Consider the following 24,236-nt stretch of genomic DNA (forward strand, 5'->3'; position numbering starts at 1 on the left):
CGGTGCTCCTCATTCCGCCGCTTCGAGGGCCCGCCCGCGGGCGAGACCCGAGCACTCGGCGAGCACCCGCGAGGCGCGGGCGATCGGGTTGGTGAGATAGAAATCCGCCACCGCGGGGCGGAACGCCTCGCGGCCGGGCTCGCCGGCGAGACCCGCCAGCGTCGTCAGCGCTGCGGCGCCGTCGGCCGGGGCGACCTGGTCGATGCCGGCGAAGTGCGGATGCGCGGCGTAGAGCGCCTTGCGCAGTGCGTTCAGCGAGTCGAACGGCAGGCGGTGGCCCAGCACGTCCGAGAGGGCGCGCAGGATCGCCCAGTCCTCGCGGGCGTCGCCCGGCGGGAAGGCGGCGCGGTTGGCGAGCTGGACCCGGCCCTCGAGGTTGACGTAGGTCGCCGACTTCTCGGTATAGGCCGCGCCCGGCAGGATGACGTCGGCGCGGTGGGCGCCCTTGTCGCCGTGGGTGCCCTGGTAGATCACGAAGGCGCCCGGACCGACCTCGACCTCGTCGGCACCGAGGTTGAACAGCACGTCGAGCGCGCCGCCCTGCACCATCTCGGCGAAGCTCAGCCCGCCCTCCCCCGGCACGAACCCGAGATCGAGGGCGCCGACGCGGGACGCCGCGTTCTGCAGCACGCCCAGCCCGTTCCAGCCCTCGGCCCTGGCACCGAGGCCCTGGACCAGCTTGGCGACCGCCGCGAGAAGCGCCGCACCGTCCGGACGGGCGAGCGCGGCCTGGCCGACGATGACCAGCGGCCGCTCGGCGGCCTTGAAGGCTTCCGCGAAGCTGTGACGGCCCGAGGCCACCTCGGCCAGGGTCTCGGGACCGGCGCCGAGATAGGTGTGGGGATAGGTGAGGTCCGCGTCCTCGCCGATCACGCCGATCTGGATCGGCGCGAGCCGCCAGCGCTTGCGGATGCGGGCGTTCAGCAGCGAGGCCTCGGTCCGCGGGTTGGCGCCGACGATCAGGATCGCGTCCGCCTGCTCGATGCCGGCGATGCCCGGCCCGAAGGTGTAGGCGGCCCGGCCCCAGGCCGGATCGATCATCGCGCCGTCCTGGCGGCAATCGAGGTTCTGGACCTTGAGCGCGCCCATCAGGGTCTTGAGAGCGAAGATCTCTTCCGCACCCGCGAGGTCGCCGACGATCGCGCCGACGCGCTTCGGGTCGGCGCCCTTGAGCTTCGCGGCGATCGCCCCGAAGGCCTCGGCCCAGGAGGCCGGCCGCAGGCGGCCGTTCTCGCGCAGGTAGGGCCGGTCGAGGCGCTGCAGGCGCAGGCCGTCGACGACGTGGCGGGTCTTGTCGGAGATCCACTCCTCGTTGATCGCCTCGTTCACCCGCGGTTCGATCTGCATCACCTCGCGGCCGCGGGTGTCGACGCGGATCGCCGAGCCGACCGCATCCATCACGTCGACGGATTCGGTCTTGTTCAGCTCCCAGGGGCGGACGTTGTAGGATTGCGGCTTGTGGACCAGCGCGCCGACCGGGCAGAGGTCGGCGACGTTGCCCTGCAGCTCCGATTCCATCGCGCGCTCGAGGTAGGAGGTGATCTCCATGTCCTCGCCGCGGCCGATGGCGCCGAGATCCGGCACGCCGGCCACCTCCGCCAGGAAGCGGACGCAGCGGGTGCAGTGGATGCAGCGGTTCATCGCGGTCCGCACCAGCGGGCCGATGTACTTCTCCTCGACGGCGCGCTTGTTCTCGCCGTAGCGGGTCGAGTCGACGCCGTAGGCCATCGCCTGGTCCTGCAGGTCGCAGTGGCCGCCCTGGTCGCAAATCGGGCAATCGAGCGGGTGGTTGATGAGGAGGAACTCCATCACCCCCTCTCTCGCCTTCTTGGTCAGGGCCGACTTGGTCGACACCGCCGGCGGCTCTCCGTTCGGGCCCGGGCGGCAGTCGCGCACGGCCCAGGCGCAGGAGGCGACGGGCTTCGGCGCGCCCTTCAGCTCCACCAGGCACATGCGGCAATTGCCGGCGATCGACAGCCGCTCGTGGAAGCAGAAGCGCGGGATCTCCGCACCCGCGACCTCGCAGGCCTGGAGCAGGGTGTAGTCCGGCGGGACATCGACCTCGATGCCGTCGACGAGAATCTTGGTCATGCGGTCAGCTCTCGGGCGAGGTCCGCGGGGCGCGCGTCTCCGCGCGCCGGGCCGGCGAACCGGGAAGGCAGGTCATGATGCGGCAGGCGCGGCACCGTCTCACTCCGCCGCCATCGGCACCGGGGTCGGGTGCGGGTTGGCGGTGTAGCGGTCGATGCGCTTCTCGATCTCGGGGCGGAAGTGCCGGATCAGGCCCTGGATCGGCCAGGCGGCGGCGTCGCCGAGCGCGCAGATCGTGTGGCCCTCGATCTGCTTCGTCACGTCGAGCAGCATGTCGATCTCGCGCTTCTGCGCCCGGCCTTCCGCCATGCGAAGCATCACGCGCCACATCCAGCCGGTGCCCTCGCGGCATGGGGTGCACTGGCCGCAGGACTCGTGCTTGTAGAAGTACGCGATGCGGGCGATCGTCGCGACCATGTCGGTCGACTTGTCGAACACCATCACGGCGGCGGTGCCGAGACCCGACTTGAGGTTCTTCAGCGTGTCGAAGTCCATCGGCGCGTCGATGATCTCGGCGGCCGGCACCAGCGGCACGGAGGAACCGCCGGGGATCGAACACAGGAGGTTGTCCCAGCCGCCGCGCATGCCGCCGCAATGCCGGTCGATCAGCTCGCGGAAGGTGATGCCGAGCTCCTCCTCGACGTTGCAGGGCTTGTTGACGTGGCCGGAGACGCAGAACAGCTTGGTGCCGGTGTTGCCCGGCCGGCCGAGGCCGGCGAACCATGCGCCGCCGCGGCGCAGGATGGTGCCCGCCACCGCGATCGACTCGACGTTGTTGACCGTCGTCGGGCAGCCGTAGAGGCCCATATTGGCCGGGAACGGCGGCTTGAGCCGCGGCATCCCCTTCTTGCCCTCCAGGCTCTCGATCAGCGCCGTCTCTTCGCCGCAGATGTAGGCACCGGCGCCGTGGTGGACGTAGATGTCGAAGGGATAGTCGTGGACGTTGCTCTCGCCGACGAGGCGGGCCGCGTAGGCCTCGTCCACCGCGCGCTGCAGCGCGTGCTTCTCGGCGACGTACTCGCCGCGGATGTAGATGTAGCAGGCATGCGCGCCCATGGCGAAGCAGGCCAGCATGCAGCCTTCGATCAGGAGATGCGGGTCGTGCCGCATGATCTCCCGGTCCTTGCAGGTGCCCGGCTCCGACTCGTCGGCGTTGACCACGAGGTAGTGCGGCCGGCCGTCCGACTTCTTCGGCATGAAGGACCACTTCAGGCCGGTGGGGAAGCCGGCGCCGCCGCGGCCGCGCAGGCCCGATTTCTTCATCTCCTCGATGATCCAGTCCCGGCCCTGCTGCAGCAGGAACTTGGTGCCGTCCCACGCGCCGCGTTTCTTCGCGGCCTCGAGGCCGGGGGAGTGGAGACCATAGAGGTTGGTGAAGATCCGATCCTGATCGGCGAGCATGGCGATCGTCCTACAGGCCTGCTGTGAAAAGGGACATCATGGTCGAGATTACGGCTTCGCCTTCGGGCCGGGCGGGCCCTTGTCGGCGGCCTTGTCGGCGTTGGTCACACCGACGGGCTTGGCCTGCGACCCGTCGGTCTTCCCCGCGGCCGTCGCCGGCTCGGCGCCGGCCTCCGGCGTCGTGCCCTTGGGCGCCGCCACCGGACGGCCTTCCTCGGGCTTCACCGGGGTCATGGTGTAGGAGCGGCCGCTCTGGGGCGCGCCGACGGTCTCGGGTCCGGTGCGGGGGACCGCCACCGTGGTGCGGTCCGGCGTCACCTCGCCCTTGTCGGATTTCGGCTCGACGCCGGCCGGAGCCTGGGCCTGCGCCGGAGCGGCAGCCGCCTTGCTCTCGGTGGCGCGGCCGGCATCGGGACGGGCGGCCTTCGGATTCTCCCCGGCCGACGCGTCGGTGCGGGCCTTCTCGCCGGTCGTGTCGGCGCCGGTCTCCTTCAGCCCCTCCTCCTCGAAGCGCTTGCGCCAAGCGCCGACGCGCGAGCCGTCGAACAGCGTCTCGTCCTGGAGGGTCGAGACCGCGTCCTTGGGCTCGGAGGAGGTGCGGCCGATCTGCGAGCCGACCTTCACCGGCCGTCCGGCCGCGAGGTCGTCCATCAGCTTGCCGAGAGACTCCGGGGTGAGGTCCTCGAAGTAGTCGTGGTTGATCTGCGCCATCGGGGCGTTGCAGCACGCGCCCAGGCACTCGACCTCGAGCCAGGAGAAGTTGCCGTCCGGGCTGACATGGCCCGACGGGCCGAGGCGCTCGTGAAGGTACTTCTTCAGCTCGCGGGCGCCGCAGACGTCGCAGGGGGCGGTACCGCAGACCTGGATCCAGTAGCGGCCGACCGGCTCGAGGGCGAACATCGTGTAGAAGGTCGCGACCTCCAGCACGCGGATATGCGGCATGCCGAGCTGGTCGGCCACCGCCTCGATCGCCTTCTGCGGCAGCCAGCCGCCGTTCTGCTCCTGCGCCTTCCACAGGAGCGGGATCACCGCCGAGGCCTGGCGCCCCTCCGGGTACTTGGCGATCTGCCCCTTGGCCCACTCGGCATTCTCAGGCGTGAACGCGAAGCTCTCGGGCTGCTCGGAAACGGGGGCTAATCTGCGGTTGGCCATGTCTCAAACGTCCATGTCTCAAACGTGTCCGACGGGGGCGGGTGCGGGCGCGAGCCCCCTCACCGGTCCACCTCGCCGAACACGATGTCGAGCGTGCCGAGGATGCACGACACGTCCGCCAGCAGGTGCCCGCGGCACATCCAGTCCATCGCCTGAAGGTGGGCGAAGCCCGGAGCGCGGATCTTGCAGCGATACGGCTTGTTGGTGCCGTCCGCCACGAGGTAGACGCCGAACTCGCCCTTGGGCGCCTCGACCGCGGCGTAGACCTCGCCGGCCGGGACGTGGAAACCCTCGGTGTAGAGCTTGAAGTGGTGGATGAGCGCCTCCATCGAGCGCTTCATCTCGCGCCGCGGCGGCGGCGCGACCTTGCCGTCCTGCGTGGCGATCGGCCCCTGGCCGGCCGGCTCGCGCAGCTTGGCGATGCACTGCTTCATGATGCGCACCGACTGGCGCATCTCCTCCATGCGGATGACCTGGCGATCGTAGGTGTCGCCGTTCTTCCCCACGGGGATGTCGAACTCCATCTCGGCATAGGCCTCGTAGGGCTGCGACTTGCGCAGGTCCCACGGGATGCCGGAGCCGCGCACCATCACGCCCGAGAAGCCCCAGGCCAGGGCCTCCTCGACTGTGACGATGCCGATGTCGACGTTGCGCTGCTTGAAGATGCGGTTGGCCATCACGAGGTTGTCGAGGTCGTCGACCACCTGCGGGAAGGTCTCGCAGAACGCCTCGATGTCGTCGATCAGGCTCGGCGGCAGGTCCTGGTGGACGCCGCCCGGCCGGAAGTAGTTGGCGTGGAGACGAGCGCCCGAGGCGCGCTCGTAGAAGATCATCAGCTTCTCGCGCTCCTCGAAGCCCCAGAGCGGGGGCGTGAGGGCGCCGACGTCCATCGCCTGCGTGGTGACGTTGAGGAGGTGCGACAGGAGCCGGCCGATCTCGCAGTAGAGCGTGCGGATCAGCTTGGCGCGGCGCGGCACCTCGATCCCGAGCATCCGCTCGATCGCGAGGCAGAAGGCGTGCTCCTGGTTCATCGGCGCGACGTAGTCGAGCCGGTCGAAATAGGGCGTCGCCTGGAGGTAGGTCTTGACCTCGATCAGCTTCTCGGTGCCGCGATGCAGGAGGCCGATATGCGGATCGACGCGCTCGACCACCTCGCCGTCGAGCTCCAGCACCAGGCGCAGCACGCCGTGCGCCGCCGGGTGCTGCGGGCCGAAGTTGATCGAGAAATTGCGGATGCTGTGCTCGCCCATGTCGGCTCAGCCTTTCGCCGGTGCCTTGTCGGCCTTCTCGTCGCCCGGGAGCACGTAGTCTGTGCCCTCCCAGGGGGACAGGAAGTCGAAGTTGCGGAATTCCTGCGTCAGTCGCACGGGCTCGTAGACCACCCGGGCCTCGTCCTGGTCGTAGCGGACCTCGACGAAGCCGGTCAGCGGGAAGTCCTTGCGGAGGGGATGGCCCTCGAAGCCGTAATCGGTGAGCAGCCGGCGCAGGTCCGGATGGCCCGAGAACAGGATGCCGTAGAGGTCGTAGGTCTCGCGCTCGAACCAGTTGGCGGCCGGGAAGACCGGGATGGCGGACGGGACCGGGGTGCGCTCGTCGGTCTGCACCTTCACGCGGATGCGCCGGTTATGGCGCATCGAGAGCAGGTGGTAGACGACGTCGAAGCGCTTGGCCCGGCCCGGATAGTCGGCGCCGCAGATGTCGATGAAGGTCGAGAAGGCGCAGGAGGGATCGTCGCGCAGGTGGGTGAGCACCCGCAGGATCTCGGAGCCCTCGACGATCAGGGTCAGCTCGCCGAAGGTGAGCGCCCGGTCGGTGATCGCGGCGCCCAGGCTCGCGGCGAGCGTGTCCGAGAGGGCCAGGAGGGCGGCGTCGCCCTGCTCGGTCTGGGTGTGGGCCCGGATGGTGATGCCGTTGCTCATGGGTCCGGCCTCAGCGCTCGATCGTGCCGGTGCGGCGGATCTTCTTCTGCAGCAGCAGCACGCCGTAGAGCAGTGCCTCGGCGGTCGGCGGGCAGCCCGGGACGTAGATGTCGACCGGGACCACCCGGTCGCAGCCGCGCACCACCGAGTAGGAGTAGTGGTAGTAGCCGCCGCCGTTGGCGCAGGAGCCCATCGAGATGACGTAGCGCGGCTCCGGCATCTGGTCGTAGACCTTGCGGAGCGCCGGGGCCATCTTGTTGGTCAGCGTGCCGGCGACGATCATCACGTCGGACTGGCGCGGCGAGCCGCGGGGCGCGAAGCCGAAGCGCTCGCAATCGTAGCGCGGCATCGACATCTGCATCATCTCGACGGCGCAGCAGGCGAGCCCGAAGGTCATCCACATCAGCGAGCCGGTGCGGGCCCAGGTGATGAGGTCGTCGGTGGTGGTGAGCAGGAAGCCGCGATCGGCGAGCTCGTCGCTGATCGTCAGGAAGGTCGGGTCGTTGGCGCCGATCGGCTTGCCGGTGGCCGGGTCGAGGATACCCTTCGGCTGCGGCGCGATCTCGGGGGCGCGGACGGTGGTGAGGGCCATGGTGGGGTCCGGTTCCTACGTCTCGGGGGCGGCTCTACGCGTTCCGGCTGCTAGTCCCACTCGAGGGCGCCCTTGCGCCACTCGTAGACGAAGCCGACGGTGAGCACGCCGAGGAAGGTCATCATCGACCAGAAGCCGAACCAGCCGAGGTCCCCGAACGTGATCGCCCACGGGAACAGGAAGGCCACTTCGAGGTCGAAGATGATGAACAGGATGGCGACGAGGTAGAAGCGCACGTCGAACTTCATGCGCGCGTCGTCGAAGGCGTTGAACCCGCACTCGTAGGCCGAGAGCTTCTCCGGGTCCGGGCTGTTATAGGCCACCAGGAACGGGGCCACGAGGAGCGCCACGGCGATGAAGAGTGACACGCCGATGAAGATCACCAGCGGCAGGTAATCCGACAGGAGGCCGTTCATCGAGCATCCCCAAGGGTTGGCGCGAGCGTTGGGCGCGGGCCCGCGCCGCGGGCCGCCGGGGCCGTCATCGGAACGGTTCCAAAGCCCGGAAGGTGCCGCGAGGCTTAAACGAGCGGGTATTGCGAAACAAGGGGCGTTCGCACCGCACAAACCGCGAACGTCTCCGCGCTACATAAGGATATGCACGCGGCGCACAACGCCGACGGGCCGCGGCCTGCCGGGGAGTATCGTCGCAGGGGGCCCTTCCCTCTCCCGGGGCGGGCCCGCACCGGTCGCCATGCCGCAGCGCGGGGCGACGGCGGGGCTCAGCCGTCCGACAGGATCAGGGCCCAGAAGCGCTTGTAGCGGCTGCCGGGCGCGTCGACCCGGGCGATGCCGACGCGCTTGACCTGCGGCATCAGCATGTTGCGGTTGTGCTCGGGCGAGACCTGCCAGCGCTTCAGCACCTCGTCGAAGGTGGCCGAGCCCGCGCTCAGGTTCTCGGCGGCGTAGCGCCCGCCGAAGCCGGCCCGCTTGAGGCGCGCGTCGAAGGTGCCGCCGACCTCGTGCGAGAGCCGTCCGGCGCGGGCGTTGGAATCGGCCTGGTACGAGGCGGCGCGGATCAGCGAGGAATCGACCGTCACCGGCCCGAGGCCGTGGCTCGCCCGGTAGCGCGAGATCGCCGCCGCCGCCGCGGCCTCGTCGAGGATGACCGGGCTCGTCGGCAGGTCGGGCGCCGGCAGGAGCGCGCTGCCGCTGCACCCGGCGAGCGCCAGGCCGACCCCCGCGAGGGCGGCGAGGACGAGCGGGCGCCGAGTCGCGCCGCGACGCGGGCTCCCGGCCGGCCGGGCGGGGGCCATCGAACGGAGCGGCTGGGGCATCGTCTCGTCAATCCTCGCGGCGGGCGGCGCGGCCCGGGCGTGTCCGGGCGGGCGGCGCCACCTGTGCGGGGATTGTGGCGATGTGCGGGCGGCCTCAGGCGGCCCGCAGCGTCGCGAGGAACCGGCGGACCTCGGCGCCGATGCTGGCCGATTGCTGCGCCACTGTATCGGCAGCCTGCAGCACCTGGCGGGCGGCGTCGCCGGTGGCCGCGGCGTCGTGGGCAAGCCCGTCGACCGCGCCGCGGACCGTGGCGGTGCCGGCGGCCGTCTCGGCGACGCCGCGCACGATCGCCTGCGTCGCCCCGACCTGGGTGTCGACGGCGGTCGCGACCCGGTCGGTGACGCCGTTGATGGCCCGGGCCCGCTCGGCGACCTCGCCCATCGCGGCGGTCGCGCGGCGGGTCGTGTCCTGGATCGCCGCGACCTGGGCGGAGATCTCCTGCGTCGCCCGGTCGGTCTGGCCGGCGAGCTGCTTGACCTCCGCCGCCACCACGGCGAAGCCGCGGCCCGCCTCCCCGGCCCGGGCCGCCTCGATCGTGGCGTTGAGCGCGAGCAGGTTCGTCTGCGAGGCGAGACCGGCGATCACCGTGACGACGTCGCCGATGCGGGCGGCGGCCTCGCCGAGGCTCTGCATCACCTCCGCCGAGCGGTCGGTCCCGGTCACCGCGTCGCGGGCCATGGCGGCGGCCTCGCGCACGTCACCCCCGACCGCGTCGATCGAGCGGCCGAGCCCCTCGGCGGCCGACGACAGGCCGCCGGCCCGGTGGGAGGCGTCGGCCGCCGAGGTCGCCGCGGTGCCGGCGCGGCTCGCCGCCTCGGCGGCGGTGCCCGACAGGGCCCGGGCGGTCGCGTCGAGGTCGCGGGCCGCCGCGTCGACCTCGGCCAGCACCTCGGCCACCGCACCCTCGAAGGTCCGGACCTCGTGGGCGACCCTCTCGGCGCGGCGGGCCTGCGCCTCGGTGGCGTCCCGCTCGGCCGCCAGGGCCTCGCGCTCCTTGAGGACGACGCGGAAGCCGTCGATGGCACGGGCGATCCGGCCGATCTCGTCGCGCCGGCCGGTCCCTGGGATCGCCGCGTCGTAGTGCCCGCCGGCCAGGGCGGCGGTGGCACCGGTCAGGCCTTCGAGCCCGCCGACGATCGAGCGCCAGCCGAGGATGCCGAAGACGCCGACGCCGAGGATGGCGGTGCCGGCGATGGCGCAGAGCCAGAGGGCGTGGCGCTAGAACGCGGCGTCGATGTCGTCGACGTAGACGCCGGTGACGACCGCGATGGTCCAGGGAGCAAATCCCTGGATGTAGCTCAGCTTCGGCACGTGCGCGTCGCCGCCCGGACGGGTGAAGGCGTAGCGAAGGGTCCCGGGCGTGCCCGAACGGGCGATCTCGGTGATCGCCTTCACCAGCAGCATCCCGGCCGCATCCTTGAGGCCGCTCATGTCCTTGCCGACCCATTCGGGCTTCGGCGGCATGACCAGCGAAGTGCCCGAGAAGTCGTAGACCGCGACGTAGTTGTCGCCGTCATACCGCATGGCGGTGACGCGGCGCTGGAACGTCGCCATCGCGGCCTCGCGGGTCACCGTGCCGGCCTTCACCTCCGCCTCGAGACCGGTCGCGGTCGCCACGACCACGTCGGTAAGGGCGCGCAACTTCGCCACCCGCCCGCCGACCAGGCTGTCGTGGTTGGCGCGCAGGGCATAGAGCACCACCGCGCCGAGACCGAGCACGGCCGCCGCCATCAGGATGGCGAACTTCCGGCTCACGCCAATGTTAGACCAAGACATCCACAGCCCCGCATTCCGTACGGGAACGCCTTAGGCCGACGATACTTGACGTTGCCTTAGCGTCAGATCGCAAAAGCGGTTTTTTCGGTGAGGGAAGTGGCGCGGGCGACGGGGCTCGAACCCGCGACCTCCGGCGTGACAGGCCGGCACTCTAACCAACTGAGCTACGCCCGCGCGGCGCGCTCGCTTCACCATGCAGCCTCGGCTGCCATTCCTGCGAGAGAAATGGCGCGGACGACGGGGCTCGAACCCGCGACCTCCGGCGTGACAGGCCGGCACTCTAACCGACTGAGCTACGTCCGCCCGGCGTCTCGCAGTGCTGCGATGGCTGCGGTGTATGGGGAGCCCCCTACCCTGTCAAGCCGCCGGCTCAAGAAAGCCGGGAGGGGTTCCCGGGGTGCCGCGCGGGGTGTCGCCGGCCCATCGCACGCAGCCCGTTCCGCATCCGCGACCGGCCTCATCAGCCCCCGTGGGCAGAGCCCCGTCCCCCGCTCAAAGGAGCTCGCCCGTGCCGCGGCTCGCATGCAGCGTCTTGCATGCCGTGTCTTGCACTCGCGGCCCGAGCCCCTTAACGATGCCGGCACCCGGGCGGTTAGCTCAGTTGGTAGAGCATCTCGTTTACACCGAGAGGGTCGGCGGTTCGAGCCCGTCACCGCCCACCAATGCCCGCGATGGCTTAGGGCCTCGGTGCCGCCATCAGCAGGGCCTTCTCGCCATCCAGTCCGCCAGAGGCCACCGGCCGCGACCGGTCCCACTGTCTCGCCGGGGCGTCGCCGTGCAACATCCTTGTCCGAGCGGATCCGCACCGAGGTTCGAACAGCGCGATGCGCCGATGCGGCGCAGCGGCGGCGACGGTTCAGCGTAGATCGTCCCACCATTCGGCGAGGCCTTGAGGGGATGCGGTGCCCGGACTGATCTCCGCCCCTCTGAGATGGCGGTAGTCGCTCGGCGACACGCCGTAGGCCGCCTTGAATGCGCGGCTGCAATCGGACTCGCTCGAGAAGCCGCAGGCCCGGGAGAGATCGGAAATCCGGCCGCACTCGTCGGGGCTCGCCAGCAGGGCACGCAGGCGCGCGAGCCGGTGGGAGCGGATCACGCGGGCGACGCCGCCGCTCGCCTCGAAGGCCCGATAGAGCACGGAGCGCGACACGCCGACGGCCCGCGCGACGTCCTCGGGCGTCGTCCCCGGATGCGCATCGATGTAGCGTCGTGCCCGGCGGCGGCAGGCCGCCGGGCTGGCCGTCCGCACCGCGTCCGACGCGGGCGGGACGTGGCCCGCAAGGGCAAGGGCGAGGACCTCCGCGGTCACACGCTCCAACCGCTGGCGATCGCCCGCGCCATGACGAGTCATGTCGTCGAGCACGGAGTGCAGGAACCCGGTCAGCAGGCGTGCCCGATCCTGTGGCAGGACCGCACCGTGCAGGCGCCCGGGCTCGGTGCCCGCACCATCGGGACCATCCGGCTCCTGCAGTCGCGTGAGCCCGATTCCGTCGTCTGCCTGATGGGAAACCGGGAAGCGGCGCTGCTACGCGCCATGCATGTTCCCCGGCGGGCTGCCGCCTGGACGGCAACGGGTGGCGACAGGACTCTCGCCTCTTACGGCGCCGCGGTCTTCGAGGGCCGCGCCGGGTCCGGTCGCATTCCTGCAGTCACGGATCGACTGATCCATGGCGCCCGGACGACAGAACCCGGGGTCTCGTCCCGTGCCCAAGGCCTCCCGGCGACGCGGCACGATCTCGGCCCCGTTCCGAAGCGCCGGCCTTCATGGGTCCCGGGCCCCGCCTTCGGCGAGGCCCGGGATGACATTGGGGATGGATACAGGTGGAGAGCGCTCGATCGCGCGTGGCCCCGCGCCTCAGCGATACGCCGCCGCGATCCCCAGAAAGTCCTCGGCCTTCAGGCTCGCGCCGCCGACGAGCGCGCCGTCGACGTTGGCGACACCCATCAGTTCGGCCGCGTTCGAGGGCTTCACCGAGCCGCCGTAGAGAATGCGCAGCGTCGCCCCCTCGGCGCCGAGCCGGCCCTCGAGCTCTTGCCGGATGAGGGCGTGGACTTGCGCCACGTCGTCGACCGTCGGGGTGAGCCCGGTGCCGATCGCCCAGACCGGCTCGTAGGCGATCACCGTGTCGGCGGCGGTGGCGCCGTCGGGCAGAGAGCCGGCGAGCTGGCCGCGCACGACCTCGAGGGTCCGGCCGGCCTCGCGCTCCTCGCGGGTCTCGCCGACGCAGATGATGGCGACGAGGCCGGCGCGGCGGGCGGCCAGCGCCTTGGCGCGGATGTCGGCATCGCTCTCGCGGTGGTAGGCCCGGCGCTCGGAATGGCCGACGATGGTGTAGCGCGCGCCGAGATCGGCCAGCATCTCGGCCGAGACGTTGCCGGTAAAGGCGCCGTTCGCCTCGGCGTGGACGTCCTGGCCGCCGACCTGGACGGCCGAGCCCTTCAGCGCCGCGGCGGTCGCGCCGACGAGGGTCGCGGGCGGGCAGACCAGCACGTCGATACGCGAGGCCAGCCCCGCATCGAGGCCGTCGCGGACCGCCTCGGCGACCGCCAGCGAAGCCTGGAGGCCGTTCATCTTCCAGTTTCCCGCCACCAGCGGACGCGGCCGTTCGGTCGTCATGTCTCTCCCCCGATCCTCGATCAAGCGTCGCCGGGTAACAGGTCCGCCGCCGGGCGGCAAACGTCCGGGGGGCGCTCTTTGCCTTGCGGCGCTTATGCGGTATCGCGGCCCGATCCGGGCGCCCCCTCGCGGTAGGCGCCCCCGTGGCTTTTGAGGATCGCGATGCTCCAGGGGTTCCGCGCCGCCAGCCAGAGCTGGCTCGGCAAGATCGTGGTGACGGTGGTGTTCGGCCTCCTGATCGCGGGCCTCGCCATCTTCGGCATCGGCGACATCTTCCGCGGCGGCGGCAGCAACGCGGTCGCGACGGTGGGCAGCACGCAGATCCCGGCCGAGGCCCTGCGCACCGCCTACCAGAACCAGCTCCAGCGCCTGTCGCGCCAGAGCCGCCGGCCGATCACGCCGGACCAGGCCAAGGCGCTCGGCCTCGACCGCCAGGTGCTGGCCCAGCTGATCACCGAGGCCTCCCTCGACCAGAAGACCAAGGACCTGGGGCTGCGCATCCCGGATTCGACGGTGGTGCGGCTGATCCAGGAGGAGCCGGCCTTCAAGGGCACGAACGGCGCCTTCGACGTCAACACCTTCCGGGACACCCTGCGCCAAGCCGGCCTGACCGAGCAGGGCTTCGTGCAGGAGCAGCGCGCGGTCGCCGCCCGTCTCCAGCTCGCCGACGCGATCACCGCCGATCTGCCGGTCTCGCTCGCCGCCCGCGAGGCGATCCACCGCTACACCTCCGAGCGCCGCGCCGCCGCGACCTTCACCCTGCCGGATTCGGCCGCCGGCGAGATCCCGGCCCCGACCGACGAGCAGGTCACGACCTTCTACACCGAGCGCAAGGGCGCGTTCCGGGCGCCCGAGTACCGCAGCGTGAACCTGCTGGTCCTCGATCCCGCGACGCTCGCCAAGCCGGACGCGGTGACGGACGCCGACGCCCGGGCCCGCTACGAGAGCGAGAAGACCCGCTTCGGCACGCCCGAGAAGCGGTCGATCCAGCAGATCGTCTTCCCCAACGACGCCGACGCGCAAGCCGCGCTCGCCCGCATCCGCGGCGGCCAGGCGACCTTCGACCAGGTCGCGACCGAGCGCGGCCTCGACGCCAAGGCCCTCGATCTCGGCACCTTCGCCAAGTCCGAGCTGTTCGACCCGGCGGTCGCCGACGCCGCCTTCGCCGCCGAGGCGAACGCCGTGAGCGAGCCGGTGAAGGGCCGCTTCGGCACGGTGCTCCTGCGGGTGACCGCGGTGCAGCCGGCGGCCCGCAAGCCGTTCGAGGACGTGGCGGGCGAGATCCGCGCCGAGGTCGCCCTCGACAAGGCCCGGGACGGGCTGGAGAAGGTCCACGACGCGATCGAGGACCAGCGCGCCGGCGCCAAGCCGCTGGCCGACATCGCCCGCGACCAGGGCCTGACCCTCGTCAGCGTGCCGGCGGTCGACGCGCAGGGCCGCGATCCCCAGGGCAAGGCGGTCGAGGCCATCCCCGACAAGGACGCGACGCTGGCAGCGATCTTCCGCAGCGACATGGGCGCCGACAACGAGGCCCTGCGCACCCGCGCCGGCGGCTACGTCTGGTACGACGTGACCAAGGTCGACCCGGCCCACGACAAGCCCCTGGCCGAGGTCCGCGACGCCGTGACGGCGCAGTGGAAGGCCGACGAGGTCGCCCGCCGCCTCGCCGCCAAGGCCCGCGAGGCGACCGAGCGCCTCGACAAGGGCGAGGCGATCGAGGAGGTCGCGAAGTCCCTCGGCCAGGAGGCCAAGACCGTGACCGACCTCGCCCGCGGCCGCGGCCGCGGCCGCGACGGCCTCTCGGCCGAGAGCGTCGCGCGCATCTTCGCGACCCCGGTCGGCAAGGCCGGCACGGCCGCCGGCGACGACACCGCCCGGGCGGTGTTCCGGGTGACGAGCGCCACGGTGCCGGCCTTCATGCCGAGCGCGGCCGGTGCCGTCGCGGTGGAGCAGCAGTACCGCACGGCGCTGGCCGACGACATCCTGGCCCAGTACATCGCCGACGTGCAGAAGCAGGCCGGCGTCTCGGTCAACGACGCCGCCTTCCGGCGCGCCATCGGCGGCGAGTACTGATCCCGTGCTGGTCGCCCCCTCCCCCGAGGCCGCCGCCGCCGCCTATGCCGAGGGCCGGCCGGTCCTCCTTCGCACCACCCTGGTGGCGGATCTCGAGACCCCGGTCGCCGCCTTCCTGAAGCTGAAGGCCGGCCGTGAGGGCGCGGCCTTCCTGCTCGAATCGGTCGAGGGCGGCGCCGTGCGCGGCCGCTACTCGATGATCGGCGTCGATCCCGACCTCGCCTGGCGCTGCGCGAACGGTCGGGCCGAGCGGGCCGTGGCGCCCGACCTCGCGGCCTTCGCGCCCGAGGACGCCGCCCCCCTCGACAGCCTGCGGGCGCTGATCGCCGAGAGCGCGATTCCGGCCGAGCCCGGCCTGCCCCCGATGGCCGCCGGCCTCTTCGGCTATCTCGGCTACGACATGGTGCGGGAGATGGAGCGGCTCGGCCCGGCCCATCCCGACCCGATCGGGGTGCCGGACGCGATCCTGGTCCGCCCGACCGTGATGGTGATCTTCGACGCGGTGCGCGACGAGATCGCGCTCGTGGCGCCGATCCGGCCGGTCGCCGGGATCTCCGCCAGGGCCGCCTACGAGCGGGCGCTCGCCCGGCTCGAAGCGGCCGCCGACGCGCTCGAGGGCCCGCTGCCGGTCGAGGCGCGCCAGAGCCCGGCCGAGATCCCGACGCCGACCCAGGTCTCGAACGTCACGCCCGACGAGTTCCACGCCATGGTGGCGCGGGCCAAGGAGTACATCGCCGCCGGCGACATCTTCCAGGTGGTGCTGTCGCAGCGCTTCGAATCGCCGTTCGGCCTGCCGGCCCTGGCGCTCTACCGGGCGCTGCGCCGCGTCAACCCGGCGCCGTTCCTGTGCTTCCTCGATTTCGGCGGCTTCCAGATCGTCTGCTCCTCGCCCGAGATCCTGGTGCGGGTGCGCGACGGCGCGGTCACCATCCGGCCGATCGCCGGCACGCGGCCCCGCGGCGCCACGCCGGAGCAGGACCGGGCGCTGGCCGACGAGCTCCTGGCCGATCCCAAGGAGCGCTCCGAGCATCTGATGCTGCTCGATCTCGGCCGCAACGACGTCGGCCGCGTCGCCGAGATCGGCAGCGTGCGGGTGACGGATTCGTTCTTCCTCGAATTCTACAGCCAGGTCATGCACATCGTGTCGAACGTCGAGGGCCGCCTCGATCCCCGGCACGACGCCCTCTCGGCGCTCGCCGCGGGATTTCCCGCCGGCACGGTCTCGGGCGCCCCGAAGGTGCGGGCGATGCAGATCATCGACGAACTGGAGCGCGAGAAGCGCGGGCCCTACGGCGGCTGCATCGGCTATTTCGGCGCCGACGGCCAGATGGATACCTGCATCGTGCTGCGCACCGCCATCGTCAAGGACGGCCGGATGCACGTCCAGGCCGGGGCCGGCATCGTGCACGATTCGGATCCTGCCTCCGAGCAGCAGGAATGCATCAACAAGGCCAAGGCGCAGTTCCGGGCCGCGGAGGAGGCGGTGCGCTTCGCCGCACAGTCGCGGCGGGAGCAGTAGCGGACGGACCGCGCCCCGCCCTCCTCCGTCTCGATTCTTCGGCTCGGATCCCGGGCTCCGCCGCGCCGGCCCGGGATCGCATGAGTCGGTGGCGAGGCCGACGCGGGCGAAGCGCCCCGCCCTACTCCGCCGCCGCCGGCCGCTGCGCCCCTTCGTGCCCCGGCGGCTCGTCCACCGCGCCGACGAAGCGCCCGAACAGCCGGCCCATCAGGCGCGAGAGATCGTCCATCAGCAGGAAGATCGCCGGCACGAACAGCAGCGAGAGCAGGGTCGAGACGATCAGGCCCGAGATCACGGCGATCGCCATCGGCGAGCGGAACTCGCCGCCGATGCCGAAGGCCATCGCGCTCGGCACCATGCCGGCCGCCATGGCGATGGTCGTCATCACGATCGGGCGGGCGCGCTTGGCGCCGGCCTGGGTGATGGCGGTGACGCGGTCGACCCCGCGGCTCATCTCCTCGACGGCGAAATCGACCAGCATGATGGCGTTCTTCGTCACCACGCCCATCAGCATCAGGATGCCGATGACCACCGGCATCGAGATCGGCCGGTTGAAGACCAGGAGGCCGAGGATCGCGCCGCCGATCGAGAGCGGCAGCGAGAACAGGATGGTCAGCGGCTGGAAGAACGAGGCGAAGAGCAGGATCAGCACGCCCAGCACCATCATCAGGCCGGCGCCCATCGCCAGGGCGAAGCCCTCGAACACCTCGCCCATCACCTCGGCGTCGCCGGTCTGGCGCAAGCTGATGCCGGGCGGCAGGTTCCGGGCGGTCGGGGTGTTCATCGCGAGTTTGATCTGCTCGCCGAGCGCGTCCGAGCCCTGCATGTTGGCCTCGAGCGCCACGCGCACCGCGCGGTCGTAGCGGTCGATCGCGGTGGGCCCGCGGCCGAGGCTGATGTCGGCCACCGCCGCGAGCGGCACCGAGGCACCGTTCTTCGCCGGCACCTTCAGGCTCTCCAGCGCCGAGAGGTCGCCGCGCAGGGCCATCGGCAGCTGGACCCGGATCGGGATCTGCCGGTCGGTGGCGTTGAACTTGGCGAGGTTCTGGCCGATGTCGCCGATCGTCCCGACGCGGACCGTCTCGGCGATGGTGTCGGTCGAGACGCCGAGATCGGCGGCGACGCCGGGTTTCGGCCGGATGCGGACCTCGGTCCGGTCGAGGGGTGCGGTCGACATCACGTTGACGAGGTTGGGCAGCATCGCGACCTCGCGCTGCATCTTCTCCGCCACCTCGGTCACCTGGGCGGTGTCGCCGCCCGCGACGATGAGGGTGAAGTCGCGCTGGCCGCCCTCGCGCAGGGACCAGTAGCGCACGTCCGCCTCGTCGCGCATCAGGTCCATGATCGCCGCCTCGACGTCGGCCTGCTTGCGGGCGCGGGCGTTCTTCGGCGTCAGGTTGATGGTGAAGGTGGCGAGCCGCACCTCCTTCTTGCCCGGCAGCTGGCGGCCGCCGTCGACGAACACCGAGCGGACCTCCGGAAGGGTGCGGATGCGCTGCGCGATCCGGTCGGTCACCGCGATCGTGTCGTCGAGGCGCGCGCCCGGCGGCAACTCGACCACCATCAGGGTGCGGGCGGCGTCCTCCTTGGGCAGGAAGCCCGCCGGCAGCAGGCTGGTGGACATGATCGAGGCGGCGAACAGCGCGAGACCGACGACCAGCGTCACGTATTTGTGCCGCACCGACCACAGGACGAGGCGGTTGTAGACCCGCATCACCGGGCCCTCGCGCTCCTCGTGGTGGCCGTGGTCGCGCAGGAAGTAGGCCGCCATCATCGGCGTGATGAGGCGCGCCACCAAGAGCGACATGAAGACGGCCGCCGCGATGGTGAGGCCGAACTGCTTGAAGTACTGCCCGGCGATGCCGCCCATGAACGAGACCGGGGCGAAGATCGCGATCAGCGTCGCCGTGATGGCGATGACGGCAAGGCCGATCTCGTCGGCGCCCTCGATCGCGGCGCGGTAGGGCGACTTGCCCATCCGCATGTGGCGGACGATGTTCTCGATCTCGACGATCGCGTCGTCGACCAGGATGCCGGTGACGAGGGTGATGGCAAGGAGGCTCACCGCGTTGAGCGAGAAGCCCATCGCGCTCATCGCCCAGAAGGTCGGGAAGACCGAGAGCGGCAGGGCGACGGCGGCGATCAGCGTCGCGCGCCAGTCGCGCAGGAACAGGAAGACCACCAGCACCGCCAGCGCCGCGCCTTCCATGAGGCTGTGCATGGCGGATTCGTAGTTGCCGATGGTGTTGGTGACCGAGGAATCGATCCGGTCGAAGCGCACGCCCGGATAGGTCTGGCCCAGCTCCTCGATCTTCTTCGACACCACCTCGCCCACCGAGGCGTCGGAGGCGCCGCTCGCCCGCGAGATCGCGAAGGCGACGACCGGCTGGCCGTTGAGGCGCGCGAAGGTGCGGGGCTCCTCGGCCCCGTCGCTCAAGGTGGCGAGGTCGTCGAGGCGCACCTTGCGGCCGCCGGGCAGCACGATCGAGGTCGCCGCCAGGGTGTCGAGGCTGGCCGACGCCGCGAGGGTGCGGATCGACTGCTCCTGGCCGCCGACCTCGGCCCGGCCGCCCGCCATGTCGGCGGAGGTGAGCCGCAACTGCCGATTGACGTCGGCGGCGGTGATGCCGAGCGCCAGCAGCCGGTCGGGCTTGAGGGTGACGCGGACCTCGCGGGCGACGCCTCCTAAGCGCTCGACGCCGCCGACGCCGCGCAGGCCCTGGATCTGGCGCGCCACCACGTCGTCCACGAACCACGACAGGTCCTCGGGCGTCATCGCGGGCGCCGAGGCGCCGTAGACCATGATCGGCAGGCCGGCGATCTCGACCCGGGCGATGATCGGCTCGTCGATCGTCCGCGGCAGGTTCATCCGGACCTTGGCGATCGCGTCCTTCACGTCGTTGACGGCGCGATCGGTGTTCACCTCGAGGCGGAACTCGATCGTCGTGGTCGAGGTGCCCTCGGTGATCGACGAGATGATGTGCTTGACGCCCTTCACCCCCGCCACCGCGTCCTCGACCCACTTGGTGACCTGGGTCTGCAACTCGCTCGGCGCGGCGCCGGCCTGGGTCACCGTCACCGAGACGATCGGGATGTCGATGTTGGGGAAGCGGGTGATCGGCAGGCTGCGGAAGCTCACGAGGCCGAGCAGCCCAAGCACCAGGAAGAGCACGATCGAGGGGATCGGCTTGCGGATCGCCCAGGCGGAGACGTTCAGGCGCATCGAGCGGACCCGGTCAGGAGAGGAAGGCGGAAGAGGCGGGCGTCGGGGACGCCGGAGAACCTGGGCAGAGGGCGTCAGGGACGCCGGAGAATCGAGGAAAAGGGCGTCAGGGACGCCCTGCCTCGGCGGTCGCCGGCATCGCGGGGTAGATCGGCCGCACCCGGTCGCCGTCGCGCAGGAAGCTGCCGGCCCGGGCCACCACGGCGTCCCCGGCCTTGACCCCGTCGCGGGCCTCGATGAAGCCGCCGGCCGACAGGCCGGTGCGGATGGAGCGCAGCTCGACCCGCTCGCCCGAGACCACCAGGACGGTCGGGCCCGACGGGCCGTAGACCACCGAGGCGAGGGGCACGGCGACGCCGGTGCGGCGCGCCGCCTCGACGGCACCGCGGGCGAACGCACCGATGCGCAGGCGCGGATCGGCGTCGAGCTTGATGCGGACCTTGCCGAGCCGCGTCGCCCGGTCGATCTCCGGATAGACCACCCGGACGCGCCCCGAGACCGAGACCGGCCCGTCGGGCGTGTCGAGGTCGAGGCTGGCGGGGGCGCCGGCGCGCAGGCGGGCCAGCCCGGTCTCCGGCACCTCGCCCTCGAGCTCGATCTCGCCGCGGGCGATCAGCCGGAAGAGCGGCTCGCCGGAGGCGCTCGCCGTGGCGCCGACCCGGGCGGTACGGCGGCTGACGATGCCGCCCTCCGGCGCGCGGATCTCGGTGCGGGCGAGCTTCAGGTCGAGCTCGGTGCGCTGGGCCCGCGCCTGGGCGAGGTCGGCCTGGGCGATGGCAAGCCCGTTGCGGGCGGCCGAGAGCCGGCCATCCGCGCCCTTGGCGGCGGATTCGCGCTGCTCCAGCACCGCCGCGGTCCCGTTGCCGGTCTTCATCAGCGACTGGGCGCGCTCCAGCGACAGGGCGGCCTCGGTCTGGGCGGCCTCCGCCTGCACGATGGTGCTCCGCGCCTGCGCCACCGCACCCTCGGCCCGGGCGATGGCGGCGGCGTTCTGGGCGAGCTGGGTGTCGATCATCTCGCGCGAGAGCCGCGCCAGCACCGCGCCCTTGGCGACCCGGTCGCCCTCCTCCACCAGCAATTCGGTGATGCGGCAGCCCTCGATCTCCGGCGAGACCAGGATCTCGTCGCGGGGCACCAGCGACCCGGTGACGACGGCACGCTCGACGATCTCGCGCTCGGCCGCAACCGCGACGGTGACCGCGGGGGCGGGCGCCGCCGCGACGACGGGAGCCGACGGCGCGGTCTCGGCCAGGGCCGGGACGGCGGCACAGGTCGCAGCGAGGGCCGCCGCGAGGGTGAGGGCCGGGATGCCGGCGCGGCGACGGGGGCGGGTCATCGGTCGGATTCCGGGGTGGTCGTCGGGTCGAAGCGGCCGTCGAGCGCCGCGCCGACCAGGGTCAGCATGGCGTCGATGACGGGGCCGGTGGCGAAGTCGGGCGAGAGGGCGCGGCGCACCATGATGCCGTCGGCCATCACCATGGCGAGGCGGGCGAGCGCCTCCGGGTCGGCGCCGGCCTTCGGCGGATCGGCGCGGTCCTGCGCCAGCCGGTAGAGCGACGTGAGCCGTCCCGCGATCTCGCGCTCGAAGTCCCGGCAGATCGCCGCCATGGCGGGGTTGCGGGTCGCCTCGGCCCACATCTCCAGGCACAGGACCGCCTTCTCGGCCGGCGCCTCGGCGAGGTGGCGGCGGGCGAGGCCGGTGAAGGCCTGCATCAGGTCGGGGGCCGCCTCGATGCCGGAAAAGTCCTCCGCCACGGCGGCCCGGTCGCGCTCGGCGAGGCCGGCGACGATCGCGTCCTTCGACGGGAAGTAGCGGTAGAGGTTGCCGGGGCTCATCCCGGCCTCCGCCGCCACGTCGTGCATCGTGGCACGGTGGAAGCCGTGGCGGACAAAGCAGGCCTCCGCCGCATCGAGGATGCGGGTGCGGCGCTCCTCGGCCGAATCGAGGCGGGCGGGACTCTGGGAGGGCGGCACGCGGGGTCGTTTCCGAGAATGAACGTTCATTCTCTACACCCAGGGCATGACAGCGCGCAATGACCGATCGGCTGCAACTTCTCGTGCCCGCTCCGCGTTGAGGCCACGAATGTCAATGATCACGGGAAGGAACAGCGCGATGGCCATCTTCCAGGTTCGGCAGGCCGCGACCGGTGCGATCCTTTGGACCGGCGGTGCCGCGGACGAGCAGCAGGCCCTCGACGCCATGGCGCGCGAGGCCGGGTACACCGATTTCGCGGCCATCCCGGAAGCCCTGCGGGGCACCAAGGTGGACCGGCTCAACCTCGGCTGAGCCGGCCCCCGGACCCTCGAGACCACCGAAGAGAAGCCGGGATTCGTCCCGGCTTTTTTGTGTTAAGCCAATCTTACCGGTTTTGGTTAACGGCCGGTTACCGGGCGGGTCGTGTCCACCCGCGATCGTTCCGGTGCCACCGCGGCCGCAGGCTCTGCCTAGCGCTGCCGCGCCGCCAGGATCGCCGCCCGGTTCTCCTCGGCCCAGCGAATCAGACCCCGCATCGGCTCCAGGAACGAGCGCCCCAGCGGGGTCAGCCGGTACTCGACCCGCGGCGGCACCTCGGCATAGACCTCGCGCGCCACGAAACCGTCTTGCTCCAGCCGGCGCAAGGTCTTCGACAGCATCTGCTTCGAGACGTCGCCGATTTCGCGCTCGATCCGGCTGAAGCGCCTCACCCCCGGCGCCAACGTCGCCAGCACCAGCAGGCTCCACTGGTCGCCGATCCGATCGAGCACGTCGCGGATCGGGCAGGCCTGATCCAGGGTTTCGCCTGGCTTCAACTGGTCGAGCATGGATCACTCCCGATGGTCACCATGCGATGACCTGGTCGCGCGGCGATGACGTCTTGCGCAGGTGGGAGGACGCGCCTAGCTCTGTCAACGGTCTCGAACAGTGACCAGATCGCGAAACAGAACCGAGAGAACAGCATGACCAGGGTTGCCGTCATCGGCGCGACCGGGAACGTCGGCACGCGCCTCGTCGCCGAGCTGGCGTCACGGGGCCACGCCGTCACCGCGATCAGCCGCCATCCGGGCGCGGCCTCGCCGCAGGTCGTGCCGGCCTCCGGGGACGTGCGCGATCCGGCGGTCCTGAGCCGGCTGCTGTCCGGGCACGACGCCGTGGTGAGCGCGCTGCGCTTCGCCGACACCGATCCGGCGGCGTTGATCGAAATCGTGCGGGACTCGGGCGTGAGGCGCTACCTCGTGGTCGGCGGCGCCGGCTCGCTCGAGGTGGCGCCGGGGCGGCGGCTCGTCGACCAGCCCGACTTTCCGGCCGCCTACAAGGCGGAGGCCCTGAAGGGCGCGGCCTTCCTCGACGCGCTGCGCCAGGTAGACGACCTCGACTGGACCTTCCTGTCGCCCTCGGCGCTGATCGAGCCGGGCGAGCGCACCGGCCGGTTCCGCCTCGGCGGGGACGCGCTCCTCGTCGGCGAGGGCGGCAGCCGCATCTCCTACGAGGACTACGCCGTCGCCCTCGTCGACGAGATCGAGCGCCCGGCCCATCTCCGGCGGCGCTTCACCGTCGGGTACTGATCTACAGGCCGATCAGCTCGGCGATCAGGTCGGCGCCGGCGGCGGGCGAGCGCTCGCCCGCCGCCACCATCCGCTCGGCCTCCGCCGTGGTCTTGCGCACCTCGGCGCTGCCGGTGAGGCGCTGGTGCAGCCGTTCGTGGACGAGCGCCCACATCCACTTCACGTCCTGCTCCCGGCGCTTGGCCGCGATCTCGCCCGTGGCGGTGAGCTTGCGGCGGTGGTCGAGCACCGCGTCCCACAGGGCGTCGAGGCCCTGGCCGGACAGTCCCGAGATCGTCGCCACCGGCGGCGACCAGGTGGCGCTCGCCGGGGTCAGGATGTGCAGCGCGGCGCGGTACTCGGCCGCCGCCGCCATGGCGCGCCGCATCCCCTCCTCGCCGTCGGCCTTGTTGACGGCGATCATGTCGGCGAGCTCGAGGATGCCCTTCTTGATGCCCTGCAATTCGTCGCCGGCGCCGGGCAGCATCAGCACGAGGAAGAAATCGGTGAGGTCGGCGACCGCGGTCTCGGACTGGCCGACGCCCACGGTCTCCACCAGCACCACGTCGAAGCCGGCGGCCTCGCACAGCAGCATCGTCTCGCGGGTCTTGGCGGCGACGCCCCCGAGGGTGCCCGACGAGGGCGAGGGCCGGATGAAGGCATTCGGATCGACCGCGAGCCGGGCCATCCGGGTCTTGTCGCCGAGGATCGACCCGCCGGTGCGCGACGAGCTCGGATCGACGGCCAGCACCGCGACCTTGTGGCCCCGGGCCGTCAGGGCGGCGCCGAGCGCGTCGATGGTCGTGGACTTGCCCACGCCGGGCACGCCGGTGATGCCGACCCGCACCGCCTTGCCGGCATGCGGCAGGGCGGCGTCGAGGAGCTCGCGGGCGGCGGCGCGGTGGTCGGCCCGCTTCGATTCGACCAGCGTGATGGCGCGTGCGAGGGCGGCGCGGTTGCCGGACAGGAGCTGGGCGAGATCGGGGGCCGGGACGGTCATGGCGACCTTTCTGCCGGCTCGCCGGGCCCCCGTCGAGGGCCCGGGCTGTGGACGAAAGGCCGGGGAAGCGTAAC

The 24,236-nt window shown here is 71.6% G+C and carries 21 protein-coding genes, 3 tRNA genes and 1 pseudogene; 5 read left to right on the forward strand and 20 right to left on the reverse strand.

Annotated elements, in window-relative coordinates; translation table 11 throughout:
• Positions 1 to 9: 9 nt before the first annotated feature.
• The 13 genes and pseudogenes from nuoG to BMX97_RS15725 form a co-directional block, all read right to left on the reverse strand.
• Positions 10 to 2,091 carry an NADH-quinone oxidoreductase subunit NuoG gene (gene nuoG, locus BMX97_RS15675; RefSeq protein ID WP_091751850.1) on the reverse strand — a complete coding sequence of 694 codons (2,082 nt, stop codon included), beginning with the start codon at positions 2,089 to 2,091 and terminating at the stop codon, positions 10 to 12.
• Between the two features lie 99 nt (positions 2,092 to 2,190).
• Positions 2,191 to 3,492 carry an NADH-quinone oxidoreductase subunit NuoF gene (gene nuoF / locus BMX97_RS15680; protein WP_048425441.1) on the reverse strand — a complete coding sequence of 434 codons (1,302 nt, stop codon included), beginning with the start codon at positions 3,490 to 3,492 and terminating at the stop codon, positions 2,191 to 2,193.
• Between the two features lie 48 nt (positions 3,493 to 3,540).
• Positions 3,541 to 4,644: an NADH-quinone oxidoreductase subunit NuoE gene (nuoE, locus tag BMX97_RS15685; RefSeq protein ID WP_091751853.1), complete on the reverse strand. Its 1,104-nt coding sequence runs from the start codon at positions 4,642 to 4,644 to the stop codon at positions 3,541 to 3,543.
• Between the two features lie 59 nt (positions 4,645 to 4,703).
• Positions 4,704 to 5,894, reverse strand: a complete 1,191-nt coding sequence (locus tag BMX97_RS15690) for an NADH-quinone oxidoreductase subunit D (protein WP_091751856.1) — start codon at positions 5,892 to 5,894, stop codon at positions 4,704 to 4,706.
• A gap of 6 nt (positions 5,895 to 5,900) precedes the next feature.
• Entirely contained in the window at positions 5,901 to 6,563 is a 663-nt protein-coding gene (locus tag BMX97_RS15695) for an NADH-quinone oxidoreductase subunit C (RefSeq protein ID WP_060845603.1), read from the reverse strand.
• Positions 6,564 to 6,573: 10 nt separating this feature from the next.
• Complete coding sequence (locus BMX97_RS15700; RefSeq protein WP_048425437.1) at positions 6,574 to 7,155, reverse strand: NuoB/complex I 20 kDa subunit family protein; 582 nt, start codon at positions 7,153 to 7,155, stop codon at positions 6,574 to 6,576.
• 50 nt (positions 7,156 to 7,205) lie between these two features.
• A complete protein-coding gene (locus BMX97_RS15705) occupies positions 7,206 to 7,571 on the reverse strand; it encodes an NADH-quinone oxidoreductase subunit A (protein WP_060845602.1) in 366 nt (121 codons plus the stop codon).
• Positions 7,572 to 7,876: 305 nt separating this feature from the next.
• Positions 7,877 to 8,410, reverse strand: coding sequence for a CAP domain-containing protein (locus BMX97_RS15710; protein ID WP_091751859.1), 534 nt, complete (start codon positions 8,408 to 8,410; stop codon positions 7,877 to 7,879).
• A gap of 115 nt (positions 8,411 to 8,525) precedes the next feature.
• A complete protein-coding gene (locus tag BMX97_RS33730) occupies positions 8,526 to 9,329 on the reverse strand; it encodes a methyl-accepting chemotaxis protein (protein ID WP_244538451.1) in 804 nt (267 codons plus the stop codon).
• A gap of 117 nt (positions 9,330 to 9,446) precedes the next feature.
• Positions 9,447 to 9,626 (reverse strand): annotated as a pseudogene (locus tag BMX97_RS34185) (HAMP domain-containing protein); the annotation flags it as partial.
• A 24-nt stretch (positions 9,627 to 9,650) separates the two neighbouring features.
• Positions 9,651 to 10,187, reverse strand: a complete 537-nt coding sequence (locus BMX97_RS33740; RefSeq protein WP_244538452.1) for a cache domain-containing protein — start codon at positions 10,185 to 10,187, stop codon at positions 9,651 to 9,653.
• A 118-nt stretch (positions 10,188 to 10,305) separates the two neighbouring features.
• A tRNA-Asp gene (locus BMX97_RS15720) sits at positions 10,306 to 10,382 on the reverse strand.
• A 52-nt stretch (positions 10,383 to 10,434) separates the two neighbouring features.
• Positions 10,435 to 10,511 (reverse strand) — tRNA-Asp (locus BMX97_RS15725).
• A 283-nt stretch (positions 10,512 to 10,794) separates the two neighbouring features.
• On the opposite strand from BMX97_RS15725, the gene BMX97_RS15730 reads away from it, so the two are divergent.
• A tRNA-Val gene (locus BMX97_RS15730) sits at positions 10,795 to 10,870 on the forward strand.
• A gap of 194 nt (positions 10,871 to 11,064) precedes the next feature.
• Here the strand turns inward: BMX97_RS15730 and BMX97_RS15735 are convergent.
• Together BMX97_RS15735 and tpiA are read right to left on the reverse strand one after the other, a co-directional pair.
• Positions 11,065 to 11,571 (reverse strand): helix-turn-helix domain-containing protein, encoded by a 507-nt coding sequence (locus BMX97_RS15735; protein WP_091751862.1) that lies wholly within the window; start codon positions 11,569 to 11,571, stop codon positions 11,065 to 11,067.
• Positions 11,572 to 12,063: 492 nt separating this feature from the next.
• Positions 12,064 to 12,825, reverse strand: a complete 762-nt coding sequence (gene tpiA, locus BMX97_RS15740) for a triose-phosphate isomerase (RefSeq protein ID WP_091751865.1) — start codon at positions 12,823 to 12,825, stop codon at positions 12,064 to 12,066.
• A 162-nt stretch (positions 12,826 to 12,987) separates the two neighbouring features.
• Here tpiA and BMX97_RS15745 point away from each other — a divergent pair, with 162 nt between their 5' ends.
• Both BMX97_RS15745 and trpE read left to right on the forward strand, forming a co-directional pair.
• Positions 12,988 to 14,898 (forward strand): peptidylprolyl isomerase, encoded by a 1,911-nt coding sequence (locus tag BMX97_RS15745; protein WP_091751868.1) that lies wholly within the window; start codon positions 12,988 to 12,990, stop codon positions 14,896 to 14,898.
• A 7-nt stretch (positions 14,899 to 14,905) separates the two neighbouring features.
• Positions 14,906 to 16,417, forward strand: a complete 1,512-nt coding sequence (gene trpE / locus BMX97_RS15750) for an anthranilate synthase component I (protein ID WP_177202245.1) — start codon at positions 14,906 to 14,908, stop codon at positions 16,415 to 16,417.
• A gap of 121 nt (positions 16,418 to 16,538) precedes the next feature.
• Here the strand turns inward: trpE and BMX97_RS15755 are convergent, their stop codons facing one another.
• The 3 genes from BMX97_RS15755 to BMX97_RS15765 all read right to left on the reverse strand — a co-directional run bounded on the left by BMX97_RS15755 (position 16,539) and on the right by BMX97_RS15765 (position 21,614).
• On the reverse strand, positions 16,539 to 19,640 hold the full coding sequence (locus BMX97_RS15755; RefSeq protein WP_091751873.1) for an efflux RND transporter permease subunit: 3,102 nt from the start codon (positions 19,638 to 19,640) through the stop codon (positions 16,539 to 16,541).
• 106 nt (positions 19,641 to 19,746) lie between these two features.
• Entirely contained in the window at positions 19,747 to 20,976 is a 1,230-nt protein-coding gene (locus tag BMX97_RS15760) for an efflux RND transporter periplasmic adaptor subunit (RefSeq protein ID WP_091751876.1), read from the reverse strand.
• On the reverse strand, positions 20,973 to 21,614 hold the full coding sequence (locus BMX97_RS15765; RefSeq protein WP_244533426.1) for a TetR/AcrR family transcriptional regulator: 642 nt from the start codon (positions 21,612 to 21,614) through the stop codon (positions 20,973 to 20,975). The genes BMX97_RS15760 and BMX97_RS15765 overlap by 4 nt, the downstream gene beginning before the upstream one ends.
• Positions 21,615 to 21,753: 139 nt before the next feature.
• On the opposite strand from BMX97_RS15765, the gene BMX97_RS32895 reads away from it, so the two are divergent.
• Positions 21,754 to 21,927, forward strand: coding sequence for a hypothetical protein (locus BMX97_RS32895; protein WP_177202236.1), 174 nt, complete (start codon positions 21,754 to 21,756; stop codon positions 21,925 to 21,927).
• Positions 21,928 to 22,085: 158 nt separating this feature from the next.
• On the opposite strand, the gene BMX97_RS15770 is transcribed toward BMX97_RS32895, so the two are convergent.
• Positions 22,086 to 22,442, reverse strand: coding sequence for a winged helix-turn-helix transcriptional regulator (locus BMX97_RS15770; protein ID WP_091751881.1), 357 nt, complete (start codon positions 22,440 to 22,442; stop codon positions 22,086 to 22,088).
• A gap of 135 nt (positions 22,443 to 22,577) precedes the next feature.
• Here BMX97_RS15770 and BMX97_RS15775 point away from each other — a divergent pair, with 135 nt between their 5' ends.
• On the forward strand, positions 22,578 to 23,183 hold the full coding sequence (locus tag BMX97_RS15775; RefSeq protein ID WP_091751884.1) for an NAD(P)-dependent oxidoreductase: 606 nt from the start codon (positions 22,578 to 22,580) through the stop codon (positions 23,181 to 23,183).
• Position 23,184: 1 nt separating this feature from the next.
• On the opposite strand, the gene meaB is transcribed toward BMX97_RS15775, so the two are convergent.
• Positions 23,185 to 24,162, reverse strand: coding sequence for a methylmalonyl Co-A mutase-associated GTPase MeaB (meaB, locus tag BMX97_RS15780; protein WP_091751886.1), 978 nt, complete (start codon positions 24,160 to 24,162; stop codon positions 23,185 to 23,187).
• Between the last annotated feature and the right edge of the window lie 74 nt (positions 24,163 to 24,236).

Origin of the sequence: Methylobacterium sp. ap11 (genome assembly GCF_900110515.1) — a bacterium.
Taxonomy (GTDB): domain Bacteria; phylum Pseudomonadota; class Alphaproteobacteria; order Rhizobiales; family Beijerinckiaceae; genus Methylobacterium; species Methylobacterium ajmalii.

What these genes read in the sequence shown, in the direction of transcription:
- nuoG (WP_091751850.1), bottom strand. Translation starts at nt 2,091, where the DNA reads ATGACCAAGATTCTCGTCGACGGCATCGAGGTCGATGTCCCGCCGGAC.
- nuoF (WP_048425441.1), bottom strand. Translation starts at nt 3,492, where the DNA reads ATGCTCGCCGATCAGGATCGGATCTTCACCAACCTCTATGGTCTCCAC.
- nuoE (WP_091751853.1), bottom strand. Translation starts at nt 4,644, where the DNA reads ATGGCCAACCGCAGATTAGCCCCCGTTTCCGAGCAGCCCGAGAGCTTC.
- BMX97_RS15690 (WP_091751856.1), bottom strand. Translation starts at nt 5,894, where the DNA reads ATGGGCGAGCACAGCATCCGCAATTTCTCGATCAACTTCGGCCCGCAG.
- BMX97_RS15695 (WP_060845603.1), bottom strand. Translation starts at nt 6,563, where the DNA reads ATGAGCAACGGCATCACCATCCGGGCCCACACCCAGACCGAGCAGGGC.
- BMX97_RS15700 (WP_048425437.1), bottom strand. Translation starts at nt 7,155, where the DNA reads ATGGCCCTCACCACCGTCCGCGCCCCCGAGATCGCGCCGCAGCCGAAG.
- BMX97_RS15705 (WP_060845602.1), bottom strand. Translation starts at nt 7,571, where the DNA reads ATGAACGGCCTCCTGTCGGATTACCTGCCGCTGGTGATCTTCATCGGC.
- BMX97_RS15710 (WP_091751859.1), bottom strand. Translation starts at nt 8,410, where the DNA reads ATGGCCCCCGCCCGGCCGGCCGGGAGCCCGCGTCGCGGCGCGACTCGG.
- tpiA (WP_091751865.1), bottom strand. Translation starts at nt 12,825, where the DNA reads ATGACGACCGAACGGCCGCGTCCGCTGGTGGCGGGAAACTGGAAGATG.
- BMX97_RS15745 (WP_091751868.1), top strand. Translation starts at nt 12,988, where the DNA reads ATGCTCCAGGGGTTCCGCGCCGCCAGCCAGAGCTGGCTCGGCAAGATC.
- BMX97_RS15755 (WP_091751873.1), bottom strand. Translation starts at nt 19,640, where the DNA reads ATGCGCCTGAACGTCTCCGCCTGGGCGATCCGCAAGCCGATCCCCTCG.
- BMX97_RS15760 (WP_091751876.1), bottom strand. Translation starts at nt 20,976, where the DNA reads ATGACCCGCCCCCGTCGCCGCGCCGGCATCCCGGCCCTCACCCTCGCG.
- BMX97_RS32895 (WP_177202236.1), top strand. Translation starts at nt 21,754, where the DNA reads ATGGCCATCTTCCAGGTTCGGCAGGCCGCGACCGGTGCGATCCTTTGG.
- BMX97_RS15770 (WP_091751881.1), bottom strand. Translation starts at nt 22,442, where the DNA reads ATGCTCGACCAGTTGAAGCCAGGCGAAACCCTGGATCAGGCCTGCCCG.
- BMX97_RS15775 (WP_091751884.1), top strand. Translation starts at nt 22,578, where the DNA reads ATGACCAGGGTTGCCGTCATCGGCGCGACCGGGAACGTCGGCACGCGC.
- meaB (WP_091751886.1), bottom strand. Translation starts at nt 24,162, where the DNA reads ATGACCGTCCCGGCCCCCGATCTCGCCCAGCTCCTGTCCGGCAACCGC.